Genomic DNA, 24,193 nt, shown 5'->3' on the forward strand with positions numbered 1-24,193 from the left:
GGTCGGGTGCAGGCTGTGGTGCGCGGTCCTCTCCAGGGCTACGATTGCACCGGGGTTTGTCAGACCCCGGCGTCGGCTCTCCCGGAGAGGACCCACTAACGTGGCGGAAGGATCCCCGCTCGCACCACCGAGCCCTCGCTCCTGCCCGCCGCACCGAGGGTTACGCCCCTCCTCGTGTCCTGCAGCGAACGGGTATGAAATTACGGGCAAAAGGGGTTTGCGAGGATATAATTCATGCAGAAATCGTGGAAGCGGTTGAAAGGGTTGTGAACTTTCCGGCGCGCAAGAGCGCTATAACGAGGATAGGTCTACGACAGGTTGCAAAGTGGTGGAGGATGGGTTGCCTTTGCAGTACGGTCGGCGCTGGCGCGCCGGAGTCTTGTCGGCGTCCCCCTCCGACCGCGCTGATGCGCGCCCACCTCCCCCTCGCGGGGGAGAAACGGAAGCGAGAAGCCAGCCCGACCCTGAGTTCCTTCCCCGCAAGGGGGAGGTGCCGAACGTAGTGAGGCGGAGGGGGGGGACATAAACCAAGAAGCCCGCCTCAGGCGGACGCTTTTCCCTTACCGGTCCGGCGCTTCGTCCAGCCGGCGGATCGCGGCGAGGCGCGGGAAGGTGCGCCGGACCAGGGCGGCGACGCCGACGGCCGCGATGCCGCCCGCCGTCACGGTGAACACGGCGCCCCAGACGGCCGCCATCATCCCGGCGCGGAATTCGCCCAGTTCGTTGGAGGCGCCGATGAAAATGCCGTTGACGGCGTTGACGCGGCCCCTCACCTCGTCGGGGGTCCAGAGCTGCAGGATGATCTCGCGGATGTAGACGCTGACCATGTCGAACGCGCCGACCGCCATCAGGGCGGCGATGGACAGCCAAGGCAGGGTCGAGATGCCGAACACGGCCGTGGCCGCGCCGAACAGCGCGACCGTGACGATCAGGATCGTTCCGGCGTGGTTGCGGACCGGAAATCGCGTCAGGATCAGCAGCATGACGATCGCGCCGATGCCCGGGGCGGCGCGCAGCAGGCCCAGACCCTGCGGACCCAGCTCCAATATGTCGCGGGCGTAGATCGGCATCAGGGCGACCGCTCCGCCGAGCAGCACGGCGAACAGGTCGAGGCTGATCGCGCCGAGCACGACCTTTTCGCGCCAGACGTAGGAAAAACCGCCTAGCAGGACCGACAGCGAGGTCGGCTCCGTCTCGATGCGTTGGGGCGGCCGGGCGATGGAAAAGATGAGCAGCCCCGCAATGAGCAGCAGCGCCACCGCCGTGCCGTAGGCCGTCCCGGCCGAGATGCCGTAGATCAGCCCGCCAGCGGCCGGTCCGGCGATATGGGCGAGCTGCCAGCTGGCCGTGTTCCAGCCGACGGCGTTGGGAAAATCCTCTCTGGGCACAAGATTGACGGCGAGGCTGCTGGCCGCAGGCGTGTAGAAGGCGCGAGCGATGCCGAAGACCGTCAGCGTGCTCAGCACGAGCACGGGATCGAAATTGCGCGTCAGCGCCAAGCTCAGGATGACGATCGCGCAGAGCATTTCCAGCCAGATCGCGCTGCCCATGATGAAACGCCGCCCGATCCGGTCGGACGCCAGCCCCGCCGGGATGACCAGCACGATTGCGGGCAGGAACTGCACGAGCCCGATCAGGCCCAGCAGGAAGGCGCTGCCCGTCTCGTCATAGATCTGCCAGCCGATGGCGGTCGCCAGGATCTGCACCGCCGTGGCGGACAGAAAGCGCGCGGTGAAATAGCGCGCATACGAACTATGCCGGAAGGCGGCGAACTGATCGTCCGGAGAGTCGGGAGGCGCGGCGGGCATGGCGCGGTTTAGGCGCAGCCGGGCCGGGATGCGAGGGGAGAAAACAAAAAGCGCCCCGGACGGGGCGCTTTCAACGACGAGGGAAAAACCCCGTTTTTCCTATATCCTCATCCCGGACTCGACCCGGCACGAGGGGTGGCGGGATCCGAAAGGCCCGGATCCGGCCGTCCTATCCGGCTTTCCGGAAAAGCAAAGTCATCCGGTTGCTCTCGCCGATCTCTTCCATCTCGGCGCGCAGCTCGGCATTGTCGTCGGATGTGCCGAGGCGCGGCGGCAGGCGCCAGACCGCGTCGTCCGTGGTCGGCATGTCGCGCGGGTTGGCGTTGATGTCGGACTCGCCGACCAGTTCGAACCCGGCTGCCTCGAACGCGGCCACCACGTCGGCCTGGCGCAGATAGCCGGCGCTGCCGTCGGCCCAGGCCGCGTCCGCATCGTCGGGCGCGCCGTGCTGGACGACACCGACCATGCCGCCGGGTTTCAGGCTGCCGTGCACGGTGGCCAGCGCGTCGGCCATGTAATTGCCGGAGGCATCGAACCGGGCCAGATTGTGCAGGGCGCGGATGAACAGGAAGGCGTCGAGGGAGCCGTCCTGCGGCAGGGTCGCGAAGGTGTAGGCGTCGATGTCGGCGTCATTGTCGGTCCAGCCGCGCGCATCCGCGACCCAGGTTTCGGGCCAGCTCTCCTTGGAGGCGACGAAGTCATCGTCGCCGAAGTCGAACTCGCTCCACATCGGAATGGCGTAATCCACGCCCACAAGACGGCCGTCATCGCCCAGATAGTCCAGCAGGATCCTGGAATACCAGCCGCCGCCCGGCAGAGCCTCGCCGACCGCCATGCCCGGCGCGATGCCGAAGAATTCCAGCGTCTCGCCCGGATTGCGCGCGTCGTACCGGGCTTTCGCACTATCGTCCTGCGCGGCCAGCACGGCGTCCAACGCATCCGCATCGAACGTCATGTCGGCGTCCCCGGCCAAGTCGCCGCGCATGTTGGCGTCTGCGTCCGCTTCCACGACGTCGGCGCGGTCCGTGTCGATGTCCACGCTGGCTTCGGCACCGATCACGTCCTGTTCCGTGTCGGGGTTGGGCACACTTTCGTCATCGACGGAACAGGCCGAAAGGGCGAGCGCCGCGGCGGAGGCGGTGAGGATCAGAGAACGAAGGGTCATGGGAAATTCCTTGAGTGAAAGGCGGGTGGGTGAAGGGGTCGGGGTTATCGATAGGCTTCGGGGGAACGGACCTCGTGGAACTGGCCGTATTTGCGGAACCGCTCCATATAGTCGGGAACGATGGCCTCGATCGTGTCGGGCGTGATGTCCAGCGCTTCGAACCCGGGGTGATCGCCCGACGCGACATTGTCGACTTTCAGATTCTCGACCTGGTCGCGCGTCAGGAACGGCTCGACAAAAGGCAGTGCACCGGAGAGTTCGCCCGCAAACCCCATCGGCCCGGTGGCGAACCAAGGCACGGGCAGCAGCAGGCGGCGGCGGTCGATCGTGTCGAGCGTGAACCGCATCAACTCGGCGAAGCTGTAAGTGCGCGGTCCCGCCAGCTCATAGGTCGCGCCGGTCGTGCCGCGGCGGATCACGGTCGCCACGGCCTGGGCCACGTCGCCGACGAAGGCGGGCTGGAATTTCGTCGCCCCGCCGCCGATCAGCGGCAGGACCGGCGACCGAAGCGCCAGCGCCGCAAACCGCGTGAAAAAGCCGTCGCCTTCGCCGAAGATGATGGAGGGACGCAGGATATCGGCGCTCGGCACGTGGGCGCGGATGCGGCCCTCGCCCTCGCCCTTGGTGCGGGCATAGTCGGACCGGGCGTCCACATCGGCTCCGATGGCCGAGACATGCGCCAGATTGGCGATGCCGCGCACCGCGCAGGTGCGGGCGATCGTATCGGCCCCATCCACATGCAGCGCTTCGAAGGTCTGCCGTCCGGATTCGAACAGGAGCGCGACCAGGTTCACGCAGGCATCCGCCCCGTCCAGCGCCGCGTCGACGGAATCCGGGAAGCGCAGATTGGCCTGCATCAGCTGCACCTGGCCGACATCGCCCGGCACACGCAATTCGTGGCCCAGATGCGGGCGGCGCATGGCGACGCGCACGCGCCAGCCGTCGCGCACCAGCGCGCGGACGACCTGCTTTCCGACGAAACCGGAGCCACCGAAGACGGTAACGAGACCATGATGCATGGCAATGAAAGTCCTTATGCAATGTCGCGCGCGTGTAGCCCGGCGAACCGCCCCTGTCCATCGGGCGGCGTGTCACGGTCATGGGACACCCGACATCACGAAAAGCAGATCACCAGACAAGATATCGTTGCTGGATTCAACTCCGGTCTTCGTGTATGTTTCAGTTGCGTAAAAGACTGGATGACCCGGGTTTAATGGATGAGTTCGCTGACTCCGACAACGCTGAAACACGCCGCCGACCCCGGCATCGTCCGGGACATGGCCGGCAATTCGGACACGTTCGTCCTGTCTCTGTTCGACAGTTCGCCGGACTGCATCCAGCTGGTCGAGCTCGACGGCAGTCTGGCCTATATGAGCTCCAACGGCCAGCACGCCATGGAGATCGAGGATTTCGGACTGGTCGAAGGCCGCCCCTGGGTCGCGCTCTGGCCGGACGAAAGCCAGGTCAAGATCTCGCTCGCCATCGCCGCGGCCAAGACCGGCGAAGCCAGTCGGATCGAAGTCTTCCGCCCCGAAAAGAGCGGTCATTCGAAATGGTGGGACGTATCGGTCTCGCCGGTCACGGACGCGGCCGGCAAGGTGGTGCGCATCCTCTCCATTTCCCGCGACATCACCGATGTCGTCGAACGCGACACGCGCCTGCGCGACTATGAAACCCGGCTGACCGAACTCAACACCTCGCTGAGCGGGCAGTTGCAGCTGCGCGACGTGCTGATGCGCGAGATCGATCACCGGGTGAAGAATTCCTTGTCCATGATCGCGTCCATCCTGCGCCTGCAATCGCGCGACACCACCAGCGACGAAGCGAAAAGCAAGCTCGTGTCCGCGGCGGCGCGCGTCAACACGGTCGCCCGCGTGCATGAAAGCCTGCAGAGCGCGGCCGACATCACGACCGTGTCGCTGGACAAATATCTGCCCACCATCGCCGAAGATGTGACGGACGCGCTGACCCGCAACGATGTCGCCCTGACGGTCGATGTCGAAGCTGTCAGCATGGACAGCGAAATGGCCGTTTCGCTCGGCATGATCGCCGCTGAACTGGTCACGAACGCCTTCAAGCACGCCTTTACCGACCGGGGCGGCATGGTCGAACTGGTCTTGCACCAGACGGCGCCAGACAATCTGCGCATGAGCGTGCGCGACAATGGCCGCGGCGGTTGCGTGATCGGCGCCTCGCAGGAGGCGTCGCAGATCCAAGCCCAGATGGAAACCGGACTCGGCACGCGCATTGTCCAGCTGCATGTCAGCCAGCTCGGCGCGACGATGTCGTGCGACAGCCCGCCCGATGGCGGCACGATCTTCACACTCGACATCCCGGCCTGAGCCTTGCGGATATTCGTGCTGACCGGCGCCGGAATCAGCGCCGAATCCGGCTTGAAGACATTCCGCGACAATGACGGCCTGTGGGAAACGCACCGTGTCGAGGATGTCGCCACGCCCGAAGCGTTCGCGCGCGATCCGGCCCTCGTCCAGCGCTTCTACAATGAACGCCGCGCGGCCCTGTCTGACGCCGCGCCGAATGCGGCGCACAAAGCGCTGGGACGGTTGCAGGGCGCCTTGCGCGACCGCGGCGGCGCGCTCGTGCTCGTCACGCAGAATGTCGACGATCTGCACGAACGCGGCGGGGCGCGCGACGTGATCCACATGCACGGCGAACTGACGGGCGGGCTTTGCGCGGCCTGCGGACATCGCTGGACCGTTGACGGCGCGCTGACACCGGATAGCTCCTGTCCGGCCTGCGGCACGATCGGCGGACCGCGCCCGGACATCGTCTGGTTCGGCGAAATGCCCTACCGGATGGAGCGGATCGAAACGGAGTTGGCGTGCGCCGACCGCTTCGTCTCCATCGGCACGTCGGGCGCCGTCTATCCGGCCGCCGGTTTCGTCCACGCCGCCCGCGCGCACGGGCTGCAGACGCTCGAACTCAATCTGGAGCCCTCGCTCGGCACGCCCCATTTCGCCGATGCCCGACACGGCCCCGCCGGAACGCTGGTGCCGGAATGGGCGGGCGAAGTGCTGGCAGGTTTGAGCTAACCGGCCAGCGCGGCGTCCAGCGCCGCCTCGCAATGGATCCGCGTCGTGTCGAAGACGGGAAGCGGGCTGTTATCCGCATCCAGCAACAGCCCGACTTCCGTGCAGCCGAGGATCAGGCAGTCCGCGCCCATGCGCTTCAGGCGTCCGGCGATCGCGACGAAGGCCGCCCGGCTCTCCTCGGTGACTTCGTGGCGGCAAAGTTCTTCGTAGATGATGTCGTGGACCGCTGTCCGGTCGTCCGCGCCCGGCACGACGGGTTGCAACCCCTCGCCGCGCAGCCGGTCGAGATAGAAGCGGTCTTCCATCGTGAAGCGCGTGCCGATCAGTCCGGGATGCGAGAACCCGCCCGCCAGAATGCGCGCCGCCGTGGCGTCGGCGATATGGATCAGCGACACAGACACGTCGCGCATCATGCGCGGCACGACCTTGTGCATCGTGTTGGTCGCCAGCACGATCATGTCCGCGCCGCCGCGCTCCAGCTTTTCCGCTCGTTCCGCCAGCATGTCGCCCAGCGCATCCCATGCGCCCTGCGCCTGCAGGTGCGCGACAAGCCCGAAATCGACCGACCGGATCAAAAGACGCGGACTGTGCAGTCCTCCGAGGCGCTCCGTCGTCAACCGGCAGAGCAGCTCGTAATATTGCAGGGTCGAGGCCGTGCTCATTCCTCCCAGCACCCCGATCGTCTTCATGGCGGGTATCGACGGCATCGGCGTGTTCATGGCGGCCTTGTTACCACCGTCCGACCTTCCTGCCCAGCCAACTGCAACCGCGCCACACAAACTCGTTGACGCTGCCCCCGCCCTTCCCTATTCGGCGCGCCTTGCCGATGACGTGCCCAGATGGCGGAATTGGTAGACGCGCCAGCTTCAGGTGCTGGTGTCCGTATGGACGTGGAGGTTCGAGTCCTCTTCTGGGCACCATTTTCCGGCATCACGACCCGGTCAAGTTATTGGTTTCAATGGGTTTTTATACCGTCGCGTCCCGCGAACCTGCCGTTTCTTGCAAGATTGTGCCACAAACCGTGATACATAACACATGTCATGAAGAGGCCCAAATAATACCTCATTAGCTGCGGTGGCCGATAGTCCTATCATCGCCGCGTGCCAATCAAGTACCATTCAGTCGACCCGCGCGGCATTGTCCGCATAGCCTTGGAGACGTGTTCTCTAGAGATCGCACGCACTCGTCGCGATTCCCTCGTGCAAGCTAACGACGCGTTGTGACGATCCATGAGCGCGGGCTCCATTGCCAAAGCCGTGGACCGTTACGAGGCTGCTCGCCAACGGGCCATGTCGCGAGGGTTCATCTGTGTTCCGGTCGAAGAACTCATCGGAGAGGCAACTCTTGATGAGATACTCGAACGCCTCAAGCACATCGACAATAAGTCTCCGCTTGCCGTGGCAGATGGCGAAGCCATGTCTGGTTCAGTGCAGCCCGTCTCCGTTAAAATCACAGAAGCGTTTGCCGCCTATTGCAACAAATCTGAGCCGCAGGTCTCTAAAAAAGTCCATCGCACAGCCACTCACGATCCAGCTATGTTGCGCTCAGACCAAAGGCCTTTATCGAGCGAGATCCGTGTCTCCTGAGCAAGACGGAGACCACTCCGGCGGACGCCACAAGCACTCGAACTTCTGCCCTAGCGTGTCGCACGCGGCTAATTTTCGCCTCATCCACACGAAACCACCACCATAGATGCGGAGCGGGTTGTTCGTATCTATTGGTTCCGTCACGCCAAATCTCGGCTTAAGCGTTTCCGGTTCGAACGTACCAAGCAGACGGTCCCACAGCATTAAGACATGCCCGTAATTCCGGTCGATATATTCCGGATTGCTAGCATGGTGGACCCGGTGGTTGGCAGGCGTGGCCAGCCAGCGGTCCAGCCAGCCCAGCTTCCGGATCGCTTCGCTGTGCGAAAAGATGCCGAAGATGTCCGACAGGATGATGATGGGAATGATCTGAGCCGGGGAGAAGCCGGCCAGCGCAACGAGGCCAATGAGCTCCGCCCGCAACACACCGTCGAGGATGAAGGCGCGCGAGGCCGCCGCCATGTGCAAACGTTCCGCGGAATGGTGGACGTGGTGCATCGCCCATAACAGACCGACACGATGCTGCAGGCGGTGGTCCACGTACCAGCAGAGTTCCACGAGCAGAAAGGCGGCGAGCCAGGACCACCAGGCGACCGGAATGTCGAGAGGTGCAGCCTCGGACGCCAGTAGCACCACGCCGATCGGCAGGAGCAGTGTGAAAGCGATGCGCATGACTAGCGAGATCAGGAACACGCCGAGCGACCCCATGGCACTGGCGTCATCATAGTCGGTGCGCCCGGCGAGCCTGTAGTAAAGCCGCTCTGCGACGACGGCGCAGATGAATGCCCCCAAGGCGACGAGTCCGCCCATTAGCGAAACGAGAAGGTCTAAAAATTGAGAAAGACGGTCCATCAGCGCTTATCCATGCCCACGAGGTAGCCTCCATCAATGCCGGAGACCGTCCGCGCCCCTGCAAGCGCCATCGTCCGAGCGAACTCCGACGTGAGAATATGCAGCGCCTTGGCGACGCCCCGCTCGCCGTCCGCCGCGAGACCGTAGAGATAGGGCCGTCCGACCGAACAGGCGTCGGCTCCGAGCGCGAGGGCTTTGAAAATGTCCGATCCGCGACGAATACCGCCATCGACGATCAGCTCCGCCTGGCCACCGATGGCATCCCGGATTTTGGGCAGCATCTCCACCGGGGCCGGAACATCGTCCAGTTGTCGCCCGCCATGGTTCGAGATCATGATCGCATCCGCTCCCATTTCCACCGCCCGGATGCAGTCGTCCGGGGCGAGCAGGCCCTTTATGATGAGCGTGCCGGTCCAATGTTCGCGTAGCCACGCAAAGTCGTCCCACGTCAGATCTGGATCGAACTGGCTGTTTACGTATCCGATTAGCGACAGGGCCTCGTTCTTGAGCGCGTCGACGCGTCCTTCCACGTTCGGTAGGCGGAAGCCCCGGCCGCGCAACTGGTCCCACGCGGTCGGCAGCGACCAGCGAGGGCGTGCGGCGAATTGGAAGAAAGATCGCGCGCCAAACTTTGGCGGTATGGTCATGCCGGTGCGGTGATCACGCTCCCGGTTACCGGCTATGGCGGTGTCCACCGTCAGGCAAATCGCATCGAACCCGGAGGCCTTGGCGCGCGTCAGAAGGTCTTCCGTCAGCCCTCGGTCCCGGAAGATGTAAAGTTGAAAGATCTTTGGATTGTCGCCGATCGCCGCGATCGTTTCCATCGACGTCGTGCCCATGGTCGACAGGCTGTAGGGCAAACCCGCCGCCGCGGCGGCGCGCGCGACAGCGGGTTCGGCCGCGCGGTGGAACAGCCGCGTCAGTCCCGTGGGCGAGAGCATGAGAGGGGCGGCCACGGTCTTCCCGAAAAGGGTTGTCGCCGTATCGACGGATGCGATCGGACGAAGAATACGAGGCAGAAGCCGGACGTCCTCGAACGCCGCCATGTTGCGCGCCAGCGTTCGTTCGTCGTCGGCGCCGCCGTCCAGATAGTGATAGGCCGGAGCGGGCAGGCGACGATAGGCGCGGCGGCGCAGATCGCCGATATTGACGACAGACCTGCCTTTGGGCGCATCGATCGGCATGTCATCCCTCCCCCTTCAGGTCATCCGTGCCTCATAACGGATGTTTCGTAAACGAAAAATATGTTGACCGCCCTGTGCTGTGTGGACACAGCTTGCCCGGGGAGACACGGAATGACATCGCAAACACCGCAGACATTGTCCGCCTACCCGTCCGACAGGTCGGCTTGGTTCGCGCTGATTCTGCTCATTCTGGCGGTACTTCTGGCCTTCATCGACCGTCAGGTCCTAGCCTTGCTCGTCGAACCGGTGAAGGCCGATCTGTCACTGACGGATACTCAGATCGGACTTTTACAGGGCCCGGCCTTCGCACTGTTCTACGCGCTCGCCGCGTTGCCTCTCGGCTGGATGGTGGACAGCACCAACCGCCGCAACCTCATCATTGCGGGCATGGTCGTCTGGTCGGCGGCAACCATCGGCTGCGGGCTGGCGCCGTCCTTCGGATGGATGTTTCTCGCGCGGATCGGTGTCGGTGTCGGCGAAGCCTGTCTGATCCCGGCCGTGTTTTCGCTCATCCCCGACCTGTTTCGCCCCGATCGGCGCGCGACAGCCTTCGGGGCCTATGTCGCAAGCGCTTTGCTGGGCGCGAGCCTGGCCATGATATTCGGCGGCATCGCAATCGGCTGGCTGGACAGCCATGACAGCATCATGTTCGGGTTGCAGGAAAGCTGGCGGCAGACCTTTGTCGTGGTCGGCCTGCCTGGTTTCATCCTGGCAGCTGCCTACTTTCTGATGCGCGAGCCCGCGCGGCAGGAAGTTTCCGGCGCGGGAACGGGGTTCGCGGAAGCCTTCGCCCATGTAAAACGCCACGCCAAACCGTTCGCCTATGCAGCACTTGGGCTGTCGGCCATCGGGGCGCTGGCACAGAGCATCCTGGCCTGGTTGCCCGCCATCCTGCAGCGGGGCTACGGGCTGAGCCCGCAGGACGCGGCCTTCAGCCTGGGTTGGGTCGTCGCATTCGCCAGTATCGCCGGAGGGCTGCTCGTGTCTCGCCTGCCGCGATGGTTCGCGCGGTGGGATCCGGACCGACCGACCGTTACCGCCGCCGTGGCGGGAAGCGCAGCGGCCTTGGCCATCGGGATCGCCGGATGGTTCACAGACACGTCCCTGTCGGTGGCATTGGTCTATGGCGCGATGTTGCTCCCGGCGTTCGCAGCCTACGGCCTGACGCCCGTGCTGATCCAGGCCATGGCCCCGAACGAGATGCGCGGCCGGATCGTCGCGGTCGCCAAATTGCTGGAATACAGCGCCGTGTCGGTTGTCGCCGTAGCGGTCGGTATGTTGTCCGACATGCGCCCCGGCGACCCGGATGGTCTGCAATGGGCGACGGCGCTCTGCCTACTGCTCACGGCCGTGGCTGCGGTGATCGGCTTTGGCTTGCTGCGCCGCTCGGTGCGGAACGAGGTGCTGGTTCAACGGTAATAGGTCTGACAATGCGCCTTCATATATTCATCATCAGCGCCGCCTTGCTTGTATCATGCGGCGAAGAGGGACCGGATACCGTCAACTCGTCGCTCAAAGGGACTGCGGCGCAACTCGTCGAGATCTGTCTGTCCGAAGACCCCGAAGGCGGTCGCGAGCATTGCGATTGCGTTGCCACCGAAATGCTGGACCTTGACCTTGTAGACACCGAGCAGGACGTCTTTGTCGAGCTCTACCGGATCGACAACGCGGATGAAGCCTTGGTCCAAGAACAACTGGACCGCCTCGATCCGGCCCGTGTCGACTTTGTCGAAACCGGCGTCACGCGAAGCGTCTTTGCCTGTGCCGATGCGGGGTAGTCCGAAAGTGCTTCTGGGCGACTAGACTCAAGCCGTTAGGTCTCGTCCGACGGCACGAAGTTCGGCGTGTGCCGGTCCACGGCGCTCGAGCCGTCGATTGATCGTTCAAGGGCTCCCGTCTCACCTCTCAGATGCTGATCGAAGAACCCGCGCACCAATGCGGCGAAGGTCCGCGACGACTCCTTTGCGGAGCGAGGTCCGAAAGCCGGGTTCTTGGGCAAATGCGCCTTCACGGGCTGGGCTAGCAGCGTGGCCAGTTCGGTCGCGTCGTGATGGCCCGTGTCGCGAACGATGACGGCGTCGAAAGCGGGGCGGCCGGGCACCGATCCATAGGCCACATCGTTGTAAAGCACGCCTGCGCTTGCATGGTCCGTGTAGATCATGAGGAAGGGCGGCCGAACCGTCTCGTCCATGAGACCGCCATATTGCTGCCCGTCGAGATTCAGAACGGCGTCGCAGCGCGGGTCCGACTGGCAGGTCAGGACCGAGGCCGATCCCCCGAAACTGTGGCCGAACACGCCGATCCGGGACGTGTCCATGACGCCCGACAGATCGCCGAACCCTTCTTCTTCAAGCGTATCGATGACGAAGCGCTGATCCGCGCTCCACTGGTCCGCAAAGGGGGCCAGCATGGCGGTGCGCTCCAGGGACCGCTCCACATTTGCGCGGTACAGGTCGAAGTCGGTCTCTGCCTGCATTGTCTTCACGATCTGCATCATCTCGTCGTCGAGTAAAGCCTCGCCGAGATTTAATTCGGCGAGCGTGCGCACCCGACCGTCGGGATATTCCAGCACCGCCGCCCCGCCCGGGTGACCGATGGCGACGACGATGTAGCCGTGACTAACAAGATCCTGCAGGATCGCCGCGCTCTGGTTTAGGATGCCGGAAAACCCATGGCTGAAGAGGAGCACTGGAAACGACCCCTCAGCCGGGTCGGCATCTATGCGTGCCGACAGCTCGATGCGGCGCATATGCGACAGTACGAAGCCTTCGTCGGCATTCTGTAGACGCCCGCTCAGCGCGCGGGCTTCCGCCTTTGTCATGTAGTCGAGACGCTCGCCCCCGGTGTTCGGCTCGGCTGGGTACCACAGACGGACCAACACCTCGCGCGCCTGACCGCTCCCGCCGGCCGGTCCGTCCACGCGGGACAGGTCCGTCAGAAGCACGGTCCGCACGCCGATGGCATGCGGACCCGAGGGAGCCGCAATGGACGGGACCGGAAGCACGCTGGGCGGCAAAAGGGCCAGAACGCCAGCAAACCCGGCAAGCGCCACAGTCAGCGCGCGGGCCCATCCTCGGCGGACGACCGGGCCGCGCCGATGACGCCAAAACGCAAGACCCGTGGCGACGAGCGTGAACGCATAAGTGGGCACCATCTGCCAACGCGGCATGTCCACAACGACATGGAGGATCGTCACCACGGCCAGTCCCATGGCGGCCCATAGCCAAGCTTTGTCGCGCGTGAAGACGGAACGCGGCACTCCGGCGACGACAAGGGTCACCAGGACCACCAAGATGACTTCCAGAAACGTCATGGCATGTCCTTTACTGGTCCGGCGTCCACGCGCGGCCAGTAGTCGAGCGCCCTTTTCGTATAGGGCAGATTGGCGAAATCGAGGTCGAGTGTTCCGGGCGTCGTGACGTGGATGATGCGCGTAGCGAGGGGGCGGAACCCCGCTTCGAAATGGTAGGACGACTTGACGACGATCAGGCGTGCCGTCTCCAACTCCATACCCATTCCGGTAAATGCATCGGGATGGAAGACCTGGCTCCGTATCGAGGTGAGCAGCAAGTCGATGCCGTCCACATGGATCCAGGCCGACGCACTTAAGGGCGTGCGCGATCCCGACAGTCCGGATTGGTCGTGGTCGCCGGACAACGCCATCACCCGCCCCGTCAGCCGAAGCGCGGGACCGGAGACGGGCCAACGCCCGCCCAGCGTGAAATCGATCTTCGCTCCCAGGCCAGCTTCTCCGGCTTGCGCGACGATGAGCGGGGCATGGTAGGCTCCTGAAACCGCCTCCATCTTCCGGTCTCTTAAGGCTTCGAGAATGAAGGTGGAATCTGCAGGGGCTCCGCCTCCCGCATTGTCGGCGACATCTGCGATCACGACCGGGCCTCCTTCGCATGTTTGGACCTTATCAAGCGCATCCGCGAGCGAAGTCGGCCGGGTGCGCAGGGCTTCTCGCAAGCCCAGGAACTTCTGGCCGAACGTTTCCGCGGTCCGGGCGGCCAAGTCCCTGTCTCCGTCTGCCACGACCCAGACCTTCGTCCCGACATGGCGCACATCCGCCCAAGGAAATCCGTGACAGAGAGAAATGGACAAAATGCCCGGTTCCTGTTCGCCGGCGGACATGCTGTCGACGAAGCTGCGCATCGGCTCCGGGTCCGTCGGATAGAAGCCGACCATGTTGCAGTCGAACACAGACATGACGGGCTGGACGGCGCCGTCGAACCAGCCCTTTGCAATGCGGTAAAGGTCGGCTGCCCGGTCGACGATGTCGCTGTGAGGGTATTCCTTGAAACCGACTAGAGCACCTGCGCCAGTCATCATAGCGGGCGTGAAATGGCAGTGCGGATCAAGGACCGCCCCGATGAAAACGTCCGGCCCGACTTGAGCGCGCAGGCTTTGCAACAGCGCCCCCTCGCAATCGTCATGTGTCTGCGACGCCATTGCGCCGTGCAGGCACAGCAGGACCGCGTCTCCGGTTGTCGCTCCGGAACATTGCGCGAGAATCTCGTCCCGAAACGCCTCGAACACGGCGTCCGGCATCCGGCCTGCGGGCTGGGCGAAAGTGGCAAGACCCTCCACGACCGTTGCGCCATCCCGCTCGCCAAGGGTTCTCCAGACGTTCAGAGCCGTGGCTTGATAGCTGTCGGGCGCCTCGACCGTGACCGTGCCGTGATAGAGGCCGGCTTCCTCGAAAGCCTCTTGCGTGGTGGCGATCGGCGAGAACGTGTTGGTCTCCGTGACGAGGTTGGCCGTGAAGATCCTCACCGGGCGACCGACACGTCTTGAGCGCCGGATCCCGAAAAACGCGATGCGGACAGTCTGAACCGGTCCGGGTCCAGAGCCGCTTCGCTAACGCCAAAATCGGCGATCTCGGCGGGGATCGGCTTCCGAGCCGCCAAGGCTGCCGCGACGCGTCCCAGCGCCGCTGCCGTTTGAATGCCGTAGCCCCCTTGGCCGACCAGCCAGAAAAAGTCTGGAGCGTTCCGGTCAAAACCCACGACGGGTGACCTGTCTGGCGCGAAGGTCCGCAGCCCAGCCCATTGATGCTCGATGCGTCTCACGGGCAGGTCCGCCACCTGCTGGATGCGATCCACTCCGATTGCGACGTCTATCTCTTCGGGAAACGCATCGCAGGGAAAGCTGGGCGTTTCGTCCGCCGGTGAAAGAAGGAGTTTGCCCGCTTCGGGCTTGAAGTAGAACTGCTCGTCCACATCGAGGACCAGAGGCCACTTCGACACATCCGTACACTCCGGCGGGGCGACGATCATGGCCGTACGACGCAAAGGATTGAGATTCATCGGTCTGACTCCGGCCGCTTTTGCCAACACGTCGCCCCAAGCGCCCGACGCGTTGACGAGGATGTCCGCCTCGAAGACGTCATCGCCAGCCGTCACGACCCATCCTGCTCCGCCGGATCGGCGGCGGAGATCTGTTACCCGCGCATTGCACAGCGTTGCCACACCTCGCGCCTTGGCCATTTTCAGAAACCCGCGATGAATGGCCTCGACATCCATGTCCATGGCGCCCGGCTCCCACAGAGCTTGCGAAATGCTTTGCGGTTTCAAGATAGAGACACGCTGAACGGCCTCAGTCGCTGACAGGCGGGTCGTTTCAGCCCCGGCTGCCGCCGCTTCGACTTCGAGCTTGTCCAGACTGCCCCCCTGCGTCTCATCGGCTAAGAAGAGCGTGCCGCGGCGTGTCAGCAAAGGGTGATCGGAGAACCCAACAGGCGGAGACTGAAAGAAATCCTCGCTGGCGGCAGACAGGGCACGGATCAATGCATTGCCATAGACCTTGGAGTAAATGGCCGCAGAGCGACCCGTCGTGTGATATCCTGGGGCCGCTTCGGCTTCGATCAGGACGGAACGTCCCGAATGGGGCAGGAACGCCGCCATAGACGCTCCGGCCATTCCGGCACCGATGATCGCAAATCGATATTGGTCCATAGCTCTCCCCTCGCATGGACCATATGAAACTATTTTCGTTTAAGAAACAAGACGCCGTTCAATTTGGATGGTCATCGGCACTTTGGGTCGGATCGGACACGCAGACCGATAGAGTTTGGGCCGGCTCCTCGCTGACGCAGAGATATGCGTGGCCCATATTGCTGTCGATGTAGACCGACTCGCCGGGCCCTAGGATTTTGGGAGCATAAAGTTCGGTGTGGACCTCTATCCGGCCCGACAGGACATGTACGAATTCCTCGCCCGTATGCTTCACGAGCGGACCGAAATCCTCGATCGTGCGGGTGGTGTGCTCCACAATGACCGGGATGAGCTGCTTGTTGGACAGATCTGTGTGGAGGTATCTGTACTGGTAATTCGGCGTGTCGATGATCTCTCCGCCGCCAATATCGTCCAAGCTCCTGCGCCCCAGGGGCGTGGGATCGGGATTGATGCCGGCTTTGTTGAAGAAGACAGAGACGTCCACATCCAGCCCCTCGCTCAATCCGATCAATTTGTCGTAAGTCAGCGACAGCAGGCCGTTTTCGACCTTGGATAGGGTGGAGATGGAAATGGAGGTCCTGCGGCTGACCTCTGCCAGGCTCCAGCCATTCGCGGCTCGAAGAGCCTTGAGCGAACGCCCCAGTTGAACGGCTTTGGCCATAAGTCAGAGCATCTCCCATATTTTCTGATGCGAACCCTGCCTAAGAGACAATGGAGGGGATGGCAAACATAGGCCATTAACGAAATTATGTTTACTATACGAAACTTTTGTGTATCTCTTCCCGCATAAGCAACTGCGTTCTGGGGAGAGGAACCATGCGTTACAAAACTCACATATCAGCCATGCTCATGGGAGTGTCCTTCGCCGCCATAGGAGCAAGCGCATCTGCACAAGATGCGAACGAATCCGCCGAACCCGCCATAGTCGACGAGATCATCGTCACGGCCCGCTTCCGGGAAGAGACCGTCCAGGACATCGGACTATCGGTCGGCGCCATTAGCGGGACGCAGATCCAGGAACGGGGTCTTGAGGATTTCCAGGACTTGGCCCGCACTATCGCTGGGGTTCAAGTCATCAAGATTCAGCCCAACACGAACGACATCTCCATTCGCGGCGTGCAGAACGCTCAGTACAGTAACGGGGACACGTTCACGACCAGTCCGCTCGTCTCTATCTTCGTGGACGACATTGCAGTGGTTACGCCGGGCAGTTCGCAACGCGACTTCAACTTCTTCGATATGAGCCGCGTTGAGTTCCTGCGCGGCCCGCAGCCGACCTTGTTTGGCGAAGGCGCGGTCGGTGGCGCGGTGCGTTACTTCACGGCCGACCCGGACCTCTCCGGGCCTAGGATCACGGGCATCGCTCACAGCCGCGTCTCGGACTACGAAGATGGCAGCCTCGCCTACCGTGTGGAGAACGCGACCTCCTTCATCGCCGTGCCTGACAAGCTCGGCTTCCGGGTCATGGGCTTTTACCGCGACGATGGCGGTTTCATCGACAACCCGACTCTGGGCGAAGACGACATCAACGATTACGAGACCTTTGGCGGCCGGGCGACCATGCTGGCCCGCCCGACGGACAATCTCGAAGTGCGGCTGTCCGCCTTCGTGTCGCGCGACGAGATCGGCGAACAGACCCAGATCGACATCGGTTCCGACCCGGACGACCTGACGTTCGCCTCCGCCCCGCTAAGCGGTCGCACGGAAGACGATTTCGACCTCTATTCGGGCCGGGTTACCTACGATTTGGGAAATATCGAGCTGTCCTCGATCACGGGCCTCTACACGCGCGATACGGTCCTCGCGGCCTTCAGCGCCGCCAACACGTTCGGCTTGCCGCCCTTCTTCCCGGGCTTCGACACAACGTCCTTCTCGTTCGCGGAAAGGTCCGAAGAAACGTTCAGCCAGGAATTCCGCGCGGTCACCAATTGGGAAGGGTCTCTGAACTTCACGGCAGGTCTATTCTACCAGCAAACGGATCTGGACCGCATCGCGCGGGTCAATTCGCCCGGTTTGCTGACGGCCGTGACGCCGCAATCTGAAAACATCGCTTTCCAGTCCAACACGATCGACGTCACGCAACTGTCCGGCTTTCTCGAAGGGACGCTTGAGGTCAATGACCGGCTGCGCCTGACGGCCGGTGCGCGTTATGTGGACGAGAGTTTCGAGAATACGCTCAACGAACAGAACGTGGTCGACATCGGCTTCATCCTGCAAGGCAACCCCGGACCCGTTCCGTTCACGGACTCGGTCGCGGACCTGACTTCCGTCGGGCTCGACACGACTTTCGAGTTCAATCTCGGCAAGTTCCTGCCTCGCGGTGGGATCGAGTTCGACGTCAGCGACGACACGCTTCTTTATGCCAACATCGCGACGGGCGTGCGCAACGGCAATCTGAATTCGCCCTCCTCTATCCGTCCTCTGGCGCTCAACCCGGACGGCAGCATCAACGAAGACCGCTTCTTCGACCTTCTGCGGATCGAAGAGGACGACATCCTATCCATCGACGCCGGATTAAAGAACACGCTCATGGACGGCCGCTGGATCCTCAATGTCGGGGCGTTCTACTCCAAATATGACGACACGCAGATTACGGTTGCCCTGCCCGCCAATGCCGTGCTGAACGGCGCGGACCAGCGCATCTATGGACTTGAGTTGGAAACCAACTTCAAGCTGAGCGATGCCATCGACTTGTTCGGCAACCTCACCCTGCTCGATACGGAGTTCACGGACGACTTCTCGAGCGTGTCCGGGCTGCCGATTTCCTTCGTGGATGTTCCGGAAGGCAGCGAAGCGGGCAACCAGCCGAATCTGAGCTTCTCCTTGGGTTATCAGTCCAACGTGCCGATCGGGTCGTCTGGGTGGGCAGCGAAGACGCAGGCTGCCTTCTCCTATATCGGCGAACGCTTCTCCCAGCCGCAGAACGTGCCCAGCACGAAGCTGGATTCGTTGGAGTTGCTGAACATCGGCGTCGGCATCGAGAACGACACTTTTGCCATCACCCTTTTCATGGACAATGTCTTCAACGATATCGAACAGACCGCCGCGACATCGAGCGTCATCGCGCCGACCGGCTTCGACGCCAACGGCGCGCCGATCGACTTCAACCCAATCTTCGCGTCCGTGAACGCACCGCGGTCGATCGGCGTCGATCTCACGGTCCGCTACTGACGCGGCGACCCATAATCTGTCACAGTTCCGGCATGTCCTCCCTTCGATATGCTTACCTTGTGCCTGCGGTCTTCATCTGGATCGCAGGCTTTTTTTCGTCCGCTGCGGCCCAAAATGCAGATCCGACCGCAATCATGGCGACTCTGGACCCAATCGTGACCGAACGCATGGACGCGGACGGTATTCCAGGGGCTGTAATAGCGCTGGTTGGGCCCGAAGACGCGGTGACCCTTAGAGGTTTCGGCCTAGCCGTCATGGACCCCTCCGTGCCAGCAGACCCGGAGACATCCCTGTTCCGGCTCGGCTCGGTCTCGAAAACGTTCATCTATGTGATCGCACTCCAACTCGTGGAGTCGGATCAGCTGGATCTGGATGCGCCGATCGCCCGCTATGCCGGGGCCGATCTGACCGGTGCGGGACCAGAAGATGCCGGGCCGACCGTGCGGGAGGTTTTGACCCACACGGCCGGCTTCGAGGAACGCTACAGCAATGTCATCGCGGACGCCCCGATGCGTACAGAAAAGTATTTGCGCGGCTCTCCCGTGCCGGACCGGCGTCAGAACGCGGACAAGGTTCCGGCCTACAGCAATTACGGTGCGAGCCTTGTTGCGCTGGCCTGCGAAGCCGTGACGGGGACGGACTTCGCCTCTTTGGCGAAAGAGCGGATTTTCGAGCCGCTCGGCATGGACAACACGAGCTTCGACCAGTCGGCAGCTCGCCAAGAGGATCCAAACCAGGCCGTCGGCTACCAGGCCGGACAGGCCCAGCCCTTCGAAATCCTGGGACCGTATGCAGCCGGGGGTGCGTCTTCGACCGCCGCCGACATGGCCAGCTTCATGGCTGACCTTCTGGCTGAAGACCCGATCCTTATGTCTTCCGAAACCCGCGATCTGATGCTGTCGCGTCAGGTCGCGATGCATCCGGATCTCCCCGGCATGGCGCTGGGCTTCTATGAGGAGTCCCGTGCCGGCATCCGTGCCGTGGGTCATGGAGGCGCGACCTTCCATTTCCTCACCAACATGATCCTCTTTCCAGACACAGGGATTGGACTGTTCGTTTCGATGAACGGAGGCGCGGCAGGGCGCGCGATTCAACGCGATCTTGTCTGGTCCATCATCGACACGCACCTCGCGCCGCGTGTCGGAACCGAGAGGTCTCTCCGGCCGCAGACGATTCCGGACGCGGACCGGCCGCCCTCCGGCCCCTATGCGCTGAGCCGCCGCTACTTCGACGGACCAGGAAGATTGCTGGAAACCCTGACCCAAGCGGATGTGGAAGTGTCGGAAGACGGCATTCTCACCATATCGAGTTTGCGCGGAAACGATGGAGTACCGCGCCGCTTCGTCTATTCCGGAGACGGTTTGTTCCGGGCGCAAAATGACCGCCGCATCCGCTTGGCCGTATGGCAGGGGGATGACGGAACCTGGCGGCTCGCTGGAGACGATCTTCGGCCGATCCAGGTTCTCGAACACAGGCCCTGGCATCGCTCGAAGCACACGGCGAAGACGCTACAGACTGTGGCGAAGGCCGGCCTGGGCGTCGGTTTCGGCCTGCTGGTCGTTCTGGTCGGTCTCATGTGGCGATCGTTCCGAAGCTTGGCTGTTCGCGACGTCGTCCTGACTGGCGTGGTTGGCATCGGAGTTCTGAGTGCTTTCTCCGGTCTATTTTTATGGGCGGAGTGGGCCGCGATGGTTACGACGGAGCTTGATGGATTCAACTCCACCTTCCGGCCCCGCCTCCGTCTCATGCAGCTGGTGAGCGGTTTCTCCCTGATCGGGCCAGTCGCTAGCATCATCCTTATCGGACGCAGCTTGTTTCTACGCTCCGCTGATAAAGGAGAGATTGTAAGTTGGAACGCAGCGTTGGTGACCGCTCTATCATTCATTCTAGCAGGCTTCGCCGCATTCGCAGCCTATGGCTGGATGCACGACCTTTTCGATCTCTCACTCGCACTCTGACCCAAGAACAGATCTATGCACCCTCTCGCACCGCCCCTGACATTGCCCAACGGCGTCGCTGTCCCCCTGAGTCCCGCAATCCAGACAGGCGGACTGGTGTTCGTGTCCGGTCAACTCGGTTTCTGCGCTGACGGAAGTGGACTGGTGGCGGGAGGCATTAGGGAGCAGACCGGCGCCGCCCTCGACAATATCGAGCGTCTATTGAACGAAGCAGACTTATCCTTGGAAAATATCGTGAAGATTACCGGATGGCTGACACGCCCGGAAGACTTCTCGGAGTTCAACGCCGTTTATGCGGAACGTTTCGGTGCGGTTCCACCTGCCCGGTCCATGGTCGTCAGCCAGCTCCTGATACCCGGAGCCCTCGTCGAACTTGAGGCTATCGCAGAGGTTGAGTCATTTACATAAACTTCCACGCGACACATCATTCAGATCTTTCCACCGAATATTATGAGCTGACTGTTTATCATCTCTTGGTTTGTTAAGTCGATTTATACAACGAATTGATGATGCAAAGTAGGTCTATAAAACTCTCGGACTTGTTGAAACAATGTGCTACAAATCGCGATTGTACTGTAATGCAATTCCATTGGAAACCAATCTAATTTATTGATATATATATACTTTTACAAGGGGTGCATCGTGCCTCTTCTGCGGCACCATTTTCCGGCATCACGACCCGGGCGAAACGTCAATGTTGCTGGGTCTTCCCACCGAGAAATTTCGCCCTCCTGTTCTTTCTTGCGAATGAAGTTTTTTCTAAAAATCACGACCGACTCTGGCCCTGCGTGGGAATAGGGCGCCAGTTGAGTATCTTGACCCCTTAGGGCGCATGGGTTTGGAGTCTTTGATCGCCCTGACCGCCTCCAATTGGTTCTGAAAAGATCTTATGCTTTCGGTATAAGCGATGCGGGTGCGGCTGCTTTGATGATTGCGATGAACTCCAGGGCTTGATCAGTCCGCGCCTCCATGAGGTTGAGCCGGGCCTCGGCCACCTCCAGCCTGGCTTCGTCGATGCGCAGCAGCGTTCCCTCGCCTGCGTCGAAGCGGCGGCGTTCCATGTCGGCGACGCGGGCGCGGCGTTGTATTAGCGCGATCTGCGTGTCCGTGCGCTCACGCGCGGCAAGCAAGTCCACGGCCGCGCGCTCCGCATCCAGCAAGGCGTCGCGGACGGCGGATCGATAGGCGGCCCCGGCCTGTCTCAGGCGGGCGGTCTGTGCGTCCAGTTCCGCCTCGTTCGCGCCGCCGTCCAGCAGTGTCCAGTCGGCCAGCGCACCGATCGCGCCGACCAGACTTTCGGGATCGAGCAGGTCGTCCAGCGACACGCTCTCCACACCGGCCGCGCCGAACAGCGAGAACACTGGGCGGTCCGCGAGTGCGGCAAGGTCTACCCGGCGCGCCGCGACAACGTAGTCCGCTTCGGCCGCTCGAATGTCGGCGCGCGTGGCGAGCGCGGCGGCGACGCTTTCGATGGCGAACCTGTCCGGCACGGTCGGCAGATCGCCGGAACGCTCCGCTATGGAAGCTGCGGACTCCGCGCCGCGCCCGGACAGCACGGCGAGCTGCAAGACGGCGCGACGCACTTCGCCGTCATAGAGGGGACGCAATGCATCATAGGCGGCGAGTCGCGCCCGAGCCCGCTCCACGTCGAGGTCGGACGCCTCTCCTGCATCGCGACGGATCGCCGTCCGGTCCACTAGGCGAGATTGGACAGCGCGAATATTTTCCAACTGCGCCAGTCCCGCCTGCGCGCCGCGCATCTGGACATAGGACCGGGCTATTTCGGCTGCCAAAGCGGCGCGCGAACCGCGTTCGCGGACCTGAGCGGCCAGGATGCGCGCTTCGGAACTCTCACCGGTGAGCTCTTTGCGGTCCCAGAGGTCCAGCTCCCAGCTTGCGTCGAAACCGACGTCATAGACCATGTTCTCGGCTTCGAAGCCGGGCACGCGTCCGGCTGGAATGACGGAGTTCTCAGACGCTCGCTGGCCTTGGACACTGCTGCCCACGGAGAGTTGCGGCCAAAACCGCGCCAGGTCCGCCCGGCCCAGGGCGCGCGCTTCGGCGATGCGCTCGCGGGCAGCGGTGAGGTCGGGGTCGGAGGCGAGCGCGTCCCGGATGAGGGCGTCGAGCGGCGCGTCGGAGAAAGCGTCCCAGGCGCTTGGTGCGCTCGCCCCATCCCGTGCAGCCAAGGCTTGCATGTAGGGCGACCATTCGGTCATCGGGGTCGCAAGACGATCCGGGGCACGGTCGGGTTTCTGCAAGGACGCGCAGCCAGACAGGGCGATCAGTGAGGCGGCAAGGAAGAGGTGTCGCATCGGCATAGTCCAATGTCTGTCTGTAGCGGAACATGGCGACGACCCCGACCACGAGGATGAAAGTGCACATGGCCAGCAGGGAGGTCTGCACTTCGCTTATCCGAACACCTTTGAGCATCACGCCCCGGACGACGCGCAGGAAATGGGTCAGCGGCAGGAGTTCGCCGATCATCTGCGCCCATTTCGGCATGCCGAGGAATGGAAACATGAAGCCGGACAGCAGCAGCGACGGCAGGAAGAAGAAGAAGGTCAATTGCATGGCCTGCATCTGCGATTTGGCGATGGTCGAGAAGGTGAAGCCAAGCGACAGGTTGGCGATGACGAATATAGCGATGCCGAGCGACAGCAAGGCAAAGCTACCGACGAACGGCACGCCGAAGAGCAGCCGCGCAGCGATCAGGATGACGGCGGTCTGGACGATGCCGATGCCCAGATAGGGAATGATTTTGCCGATCATCACTTCCAGCGGCTTTGCGGGCATAGCCAGCAGGTTCTCCAGCGTGCCGCGCTCGCCCTCCTTGGTCAGTGCCATGCCGGTGATCATGACGAGCGTCATGGTCAGGATGACACCCAGAAGGCCTGGCACGATATTGTACTGCGTGATGGCTTCTTCGTTGTAACGGTTGTGGACAATCAGTTCGAAGGGCGGCGGGCCTTGCGCGACGGGCGCGAGCGGCCCGTCCAGGTCGTGACGCACAGAGCGCGCGTGAAGATGGCCTCGGCACGGCCCACCGCACCGGACGAGGCCGACGGATCGGTCGCGTCTGCCTCGATCAGGATCTGCGGACGCTCGCCGCGCACTAGCCGTTCCGTGAAACCGGCGGGGAACGAAATAACGAAGGATACTTTGCCGGACGCCAGCAGCGTATCGGATTCGCGCGGATCGTCCGTCTGCAGCACGAAGTCGAAATAGTCCGACGTTTCCATGCCCTTGAGCATCGTACGGATGACGGGGCTCTGTTCCTCGACCAGAACCGCCGTGGGCAGGTTCTTGGGATCGGTGTTGATGGCGTAGCCGAACAGGATCAGCTGCGCGATCGGAATGACGAACATCATGGCGAAGGTCAGCCGGTCGCGGCGGACCTGCACGAGCTCCTTCATCAGGATGGCCCAGACGCGACTTAGGAATCCGCCCATAAGTCGT

General features: G+C 62.7%; 21 protein-coding genes, 1 tRNA gene and 1 pseudogene. 9 read left to right on the forward strand and 14 right to left on the reverse strand.

All coding sequences use genetic code 11. The features are described from left to right. Positions 1-560: 560 nt before the first annotated feature. From Q0718_RS09435 to Q0718_RS09445, 3 genes are all read right to left on the reverse strand, one after another. On the reverse strand, positions 561-1,808 hold the full coding sequence (locus Q0718_RS09435; protein ID WP_298916856.1) for an MFS transporter: 1,248 nt from the start codon (positions 1,806-1,808) through the stop codon (positions 561-563). Positions 1,809-1,977: 169 nt separating this feature from the next. Further along, positions 1,978-2,973 carry a hypothetical protein gene (locus tag Q0718_RS09440; RefSeq protein WP_298916859.1) on the reverse strand — a complete coding sequence of 332 codons (996 nt, stop codon included), beginning with the start codon at positions 2,971-2,973 and terminating at the stop codon, positions 1,978-1,980. A gap of 44 nt (positions 2,974-3,017) precedes the next feature. Then, positions 3,018-3,992 carry a complex I NDUFA9 subunit family protein gene (locus Q0718_RS09445; protein ID WP_298916862.1) on the reverse strand — a complete coding sequence of 325 codons (975 nt, stop codon included), beginning with the start codon at positions 3,990-3,992 and terminating at the stop codon, positions 3,018-3,020. A 198-nt stretch (positions 3,993-4,190) separates the two neighbouring features. Here Q0718_RS09445 and Q0718_RS09450 point away from each other — a divergent pair, with 198 nt between their 5' ends. Continuing rightward, positions 4,191-5,315, forward strand: a complete 1,125-nt coding sequence (locus Q0718_RS09450) for a histidine kinase dimerization/phosphoacceptor domain -containing protein (RefSeq protein ID WP_298916865.1) — start codon at positions 4,191-4,193, stop codon at positions 5,313-5,315. A 3-nt stretch (positions 5,316-5,318) separates the two neighbouring features. Continuing rightward, positions 5,319-6,026 (forward strand): NAD-dependent deacylase, encoded by a 708-nt coding sequence (locus Q0718_RS09455; RefSeq protein WP_298916868.1) that lies wholly within the window; start codon positions 5,319-5,321, stop codon positions 6,024-6,026. Here the strand turns inward: Q0718_RS09455 and Q0718_RS09460 are convergent. After that, entirely contained in the window at positions 6,023-6,715 is a 693-nt protein-coding gene (locus tag Q0718_RS09460) for an aspartate/glutamate racemase family protein (RefSeq protein ID WP_366523867.1), read from the reverse strand. The two genes, Q0718_RS09455 and Q0718_RS09460, sit on opposite strands and share 4 nt — an antisense overlap. A 144-nt stretch (positions 6,716-6,859) precedes the next feature. On the opposite strand from Q0718_RS09460, the gene Q0718_RS09465 reads away from it, so the two are divergent. Together Q0718_RS09465 and Q0718_RS09470 are read left to right on the forward strand one after the other, a co-directional pair. After that, positions 6,860-6,946, forward strand: a tRNA-Leu gene (locus Q0718_RS09465). A gap of 309 nt (positions 6,947-7,255) precedes the next feature. Continuing rightward, positions 7,256-7,612 (forward strand): hypothetical protein, encoded by a 357-nt coding sequence (locus Q0718_RS09470; RefSeq protein ID WP_298916873.1) that lies wholly within the window; start codon positions 7,256-7,258, stop codon positions 7,610-7,612. Here Q0718_RS09470 and Q0718_RS09475 read toward each other — a convergent pair. Continuing rightward, positions 7,586-8,422, reverse strand: coding sequence for a sterol desaturase family protein (locus Q0718_RS09475; RefSeq protein WP_298916876.1), 837 nt, complete (start codon positions 8,420-8,422; stop codon positions 7,586-7,588). The two genes, Q0718_RS09470 and Q0718_RS09475, sit on opposite strands and share 27 nt — an antisense overlap. A gap of 41 nt (positions 8,423-8,463) precedes the next feature. Next, positions 8,464-9,648 (reverse strand): alpha-hydroxy acid oxidase, encoded by a 1,185-nt coding sequence (locus Q0718_RS09480; RefSeq protein WP_298916879.1) that lies wholly within the window; start codon positions 9,646-9,648, stop codon positions 8,464-8,466. 111 nt (positions 9,649-9,759) lie between these two features. Here Q0718_RS09480 and Q0718_RS09485 point away from each other — a divergent pair, with 111 nt between their 5' ends. Continuing rightward, a complete protein-coding gene (locus Q0718_RS09485) occupies positions 9,760-11,067 on the forward strand; it encodes an MFS transporter (protein WP_298916882.1) in 1,308 nt (435 codons plus the stop codon). A gap of 11 nt (positions 11,068-11,078) precedes the next feature. Continuing rightward, positions 11,079-11,426: a hypothetical protein gene (locus Q0718_RS09490; RefSeq protein WP_298916885.1), complete on the forward strand. Its 348-nt coding sequence runs from the start codon at positions 11,079-11,081 to the stop codon at positions 11,424-11,426. 35 nt (positions 11,427-11,461) lie between these two features. Here the strand turns inward: Q0718_RS09490 and Q0718_RS09495 are convergent, their stop codons facing one another. From Q0718_RS09495 to Q0718_RS09510, 4 genes are read right to left on the reverse strand one after another with little or no spacing between them, the layout of a single operon-like run. Then, positions 11,462-12,961, reverse strand: coding sequence for a hypothetical protein (locus Q0718_RS09495; protein WP_298916888.1), 1,500 nt, complete (start codon positions 12,959-12,961; stop codon positions 11,462-11,464). Beyond that, positions 12,958-14,424: a M81 family metallopeptidase gene (locus tag Q0718_RS09500; RefSeq protein WP_298916891.1), complete on the reverse strand. Its 1,467-nt coding sequence runs from the start codon at positions 14,422-14,424 to the stop codon at positions 12,958-12,960. The genes Q0718_RS09495 and Q0718_RS09500 overlap by 4 nt, the downstream gene beginning before the upstream one ends. Beyond that, positions 14,421-15,605, reverse strand: a complete 1,185-nt coding sequence (locus Q0718_RS09505; protein WP_298916893.1) for an FAD-dependent oxidoreductase — start codon at positions 15,603-15,605, stop codon at positions 14,421-14,423. Before Q0718_RS09505 ends, Q0718_RS09500 begins: the two co-directional genes overlap by 4 nt. Positions 15,606-15,663: 58 nt before the next feature. Continuing rightward, positions 15,664-16,266 (reverse strand): XRE family transcriptional regulator, encoded by a 603-nt coding sequence (locus Q0718_RS09510; RefSeq protein ID WP_298916895.1) that lies wholly within the window; start codon positions 16,264-16,266, stop codon positions 15,664-15,666. A 155-nt stretch (positions 16,267-16,421) separates the two neighbouring features. Between Q0718_RS09510 and Q0718_RS09515 the strand changes: the two genes are divergently transcribed. The 3 genes from Q0718_RS09515 (at position 16,422) to Q0718_RS09525 (ending at position 21,142) form a co-directional block, all read left to right on the forward strand. Further along, the gene (locus tag Q0718_RS09515; protein ID WP_298916898.1) at positions 16,422-18,776 is read left to right on the forward strand and encodes a TonB-dependent receptor; all 2,355 of its coding nucleotides are present in this window, start codon (positions 16,422-16,424) and stop codon (positions 18,774-18,776) included. Positions 18,777-18,931: 155 nt separating this feature from the next. After that, positions 18,932-20,734, forward strand: a complete 1,803-nt coding sequence (locus tag Q0718_RS09520; RefSeq protein ID WP_298916927.1) for a serine hydrolase domain-containing protein — start codon at positions 18,932-18,934, stop codon at positions 20,732-20,734. 15 nt (positions 20,735-20,749) lie between these two features. Then, complete coding sequence (locus Q0718_RS09525) at positions 20,750-21,142, forward strand: RidA family protein (RefSeq protein ID WP_298916929.1); 393 nt, start codon at positions 20,750-20,752, stop codon at positions 21,140-21,142. 479 nt (positions 21,143-21,621) lie between these two features. On the opposite strand, the gene Q0718_RS09530 is transcribed toward Q0718_RS09525, so the two are convergent. The 4 genes and pseudogenes from Q0718_RS09530 to Q0718_RS09545 form a co-directional block, all read right to left on the reverse strand. Then, positions 21,622-22,431, reverse strand: a complete 810-nt coding sequence (locus tag Q0718_RS09530; RefSeq protein ID WP_366523868.1) for a TolC family protein — start codon at positions 22,429-22,431, stop codon at positions 21,622-21,624. Then, positions 22,414-22,803: pseudogene (locus Q0718_RS09535) on the reverse strand (TolC family protein); the annotation flags it as partial. The gene Q0718_RS09530 and the pseudogene Q0718_RS09535, both read right to left, overlap by 18 nt. Then, a complete protein-coding gene (locus tag Q0718_RS09540) occupies positions 22,706-23,746 on the reverse strand; it encodes an ABC transporter permease (protein WP_298916932.1) in 1,041 nt (346 codons plus the stop codon). The gene Q0718_RS09540 and the pseudogene Q0718_RS09535, both read right to left, overlap by 98 nt. After that, a complete protein-coding gene (locus Q0718_RS09545; protein WP_298916935.1) occupies positions 23,683-24,186 on the reverse strand; it encodes an ABC transporter permease in 504 nt (167 codons plus the stop codon). The genes Q0718_RS09540 and Q0718_RS09545 overlap by 64 nt, the downstream gene beginning before the upstream one ends. Positions 24,187-24,193 lie beyond the last annotated feature (7 nt).

Source organism: uncultured Algimonas sp. (genome assembly GCF_947498175.1).
GTDB lineage: Bacteria > Pseudomonadota > Alphaproteobacteria > Caulobacterales > Maricaulaceae > Litorimonas.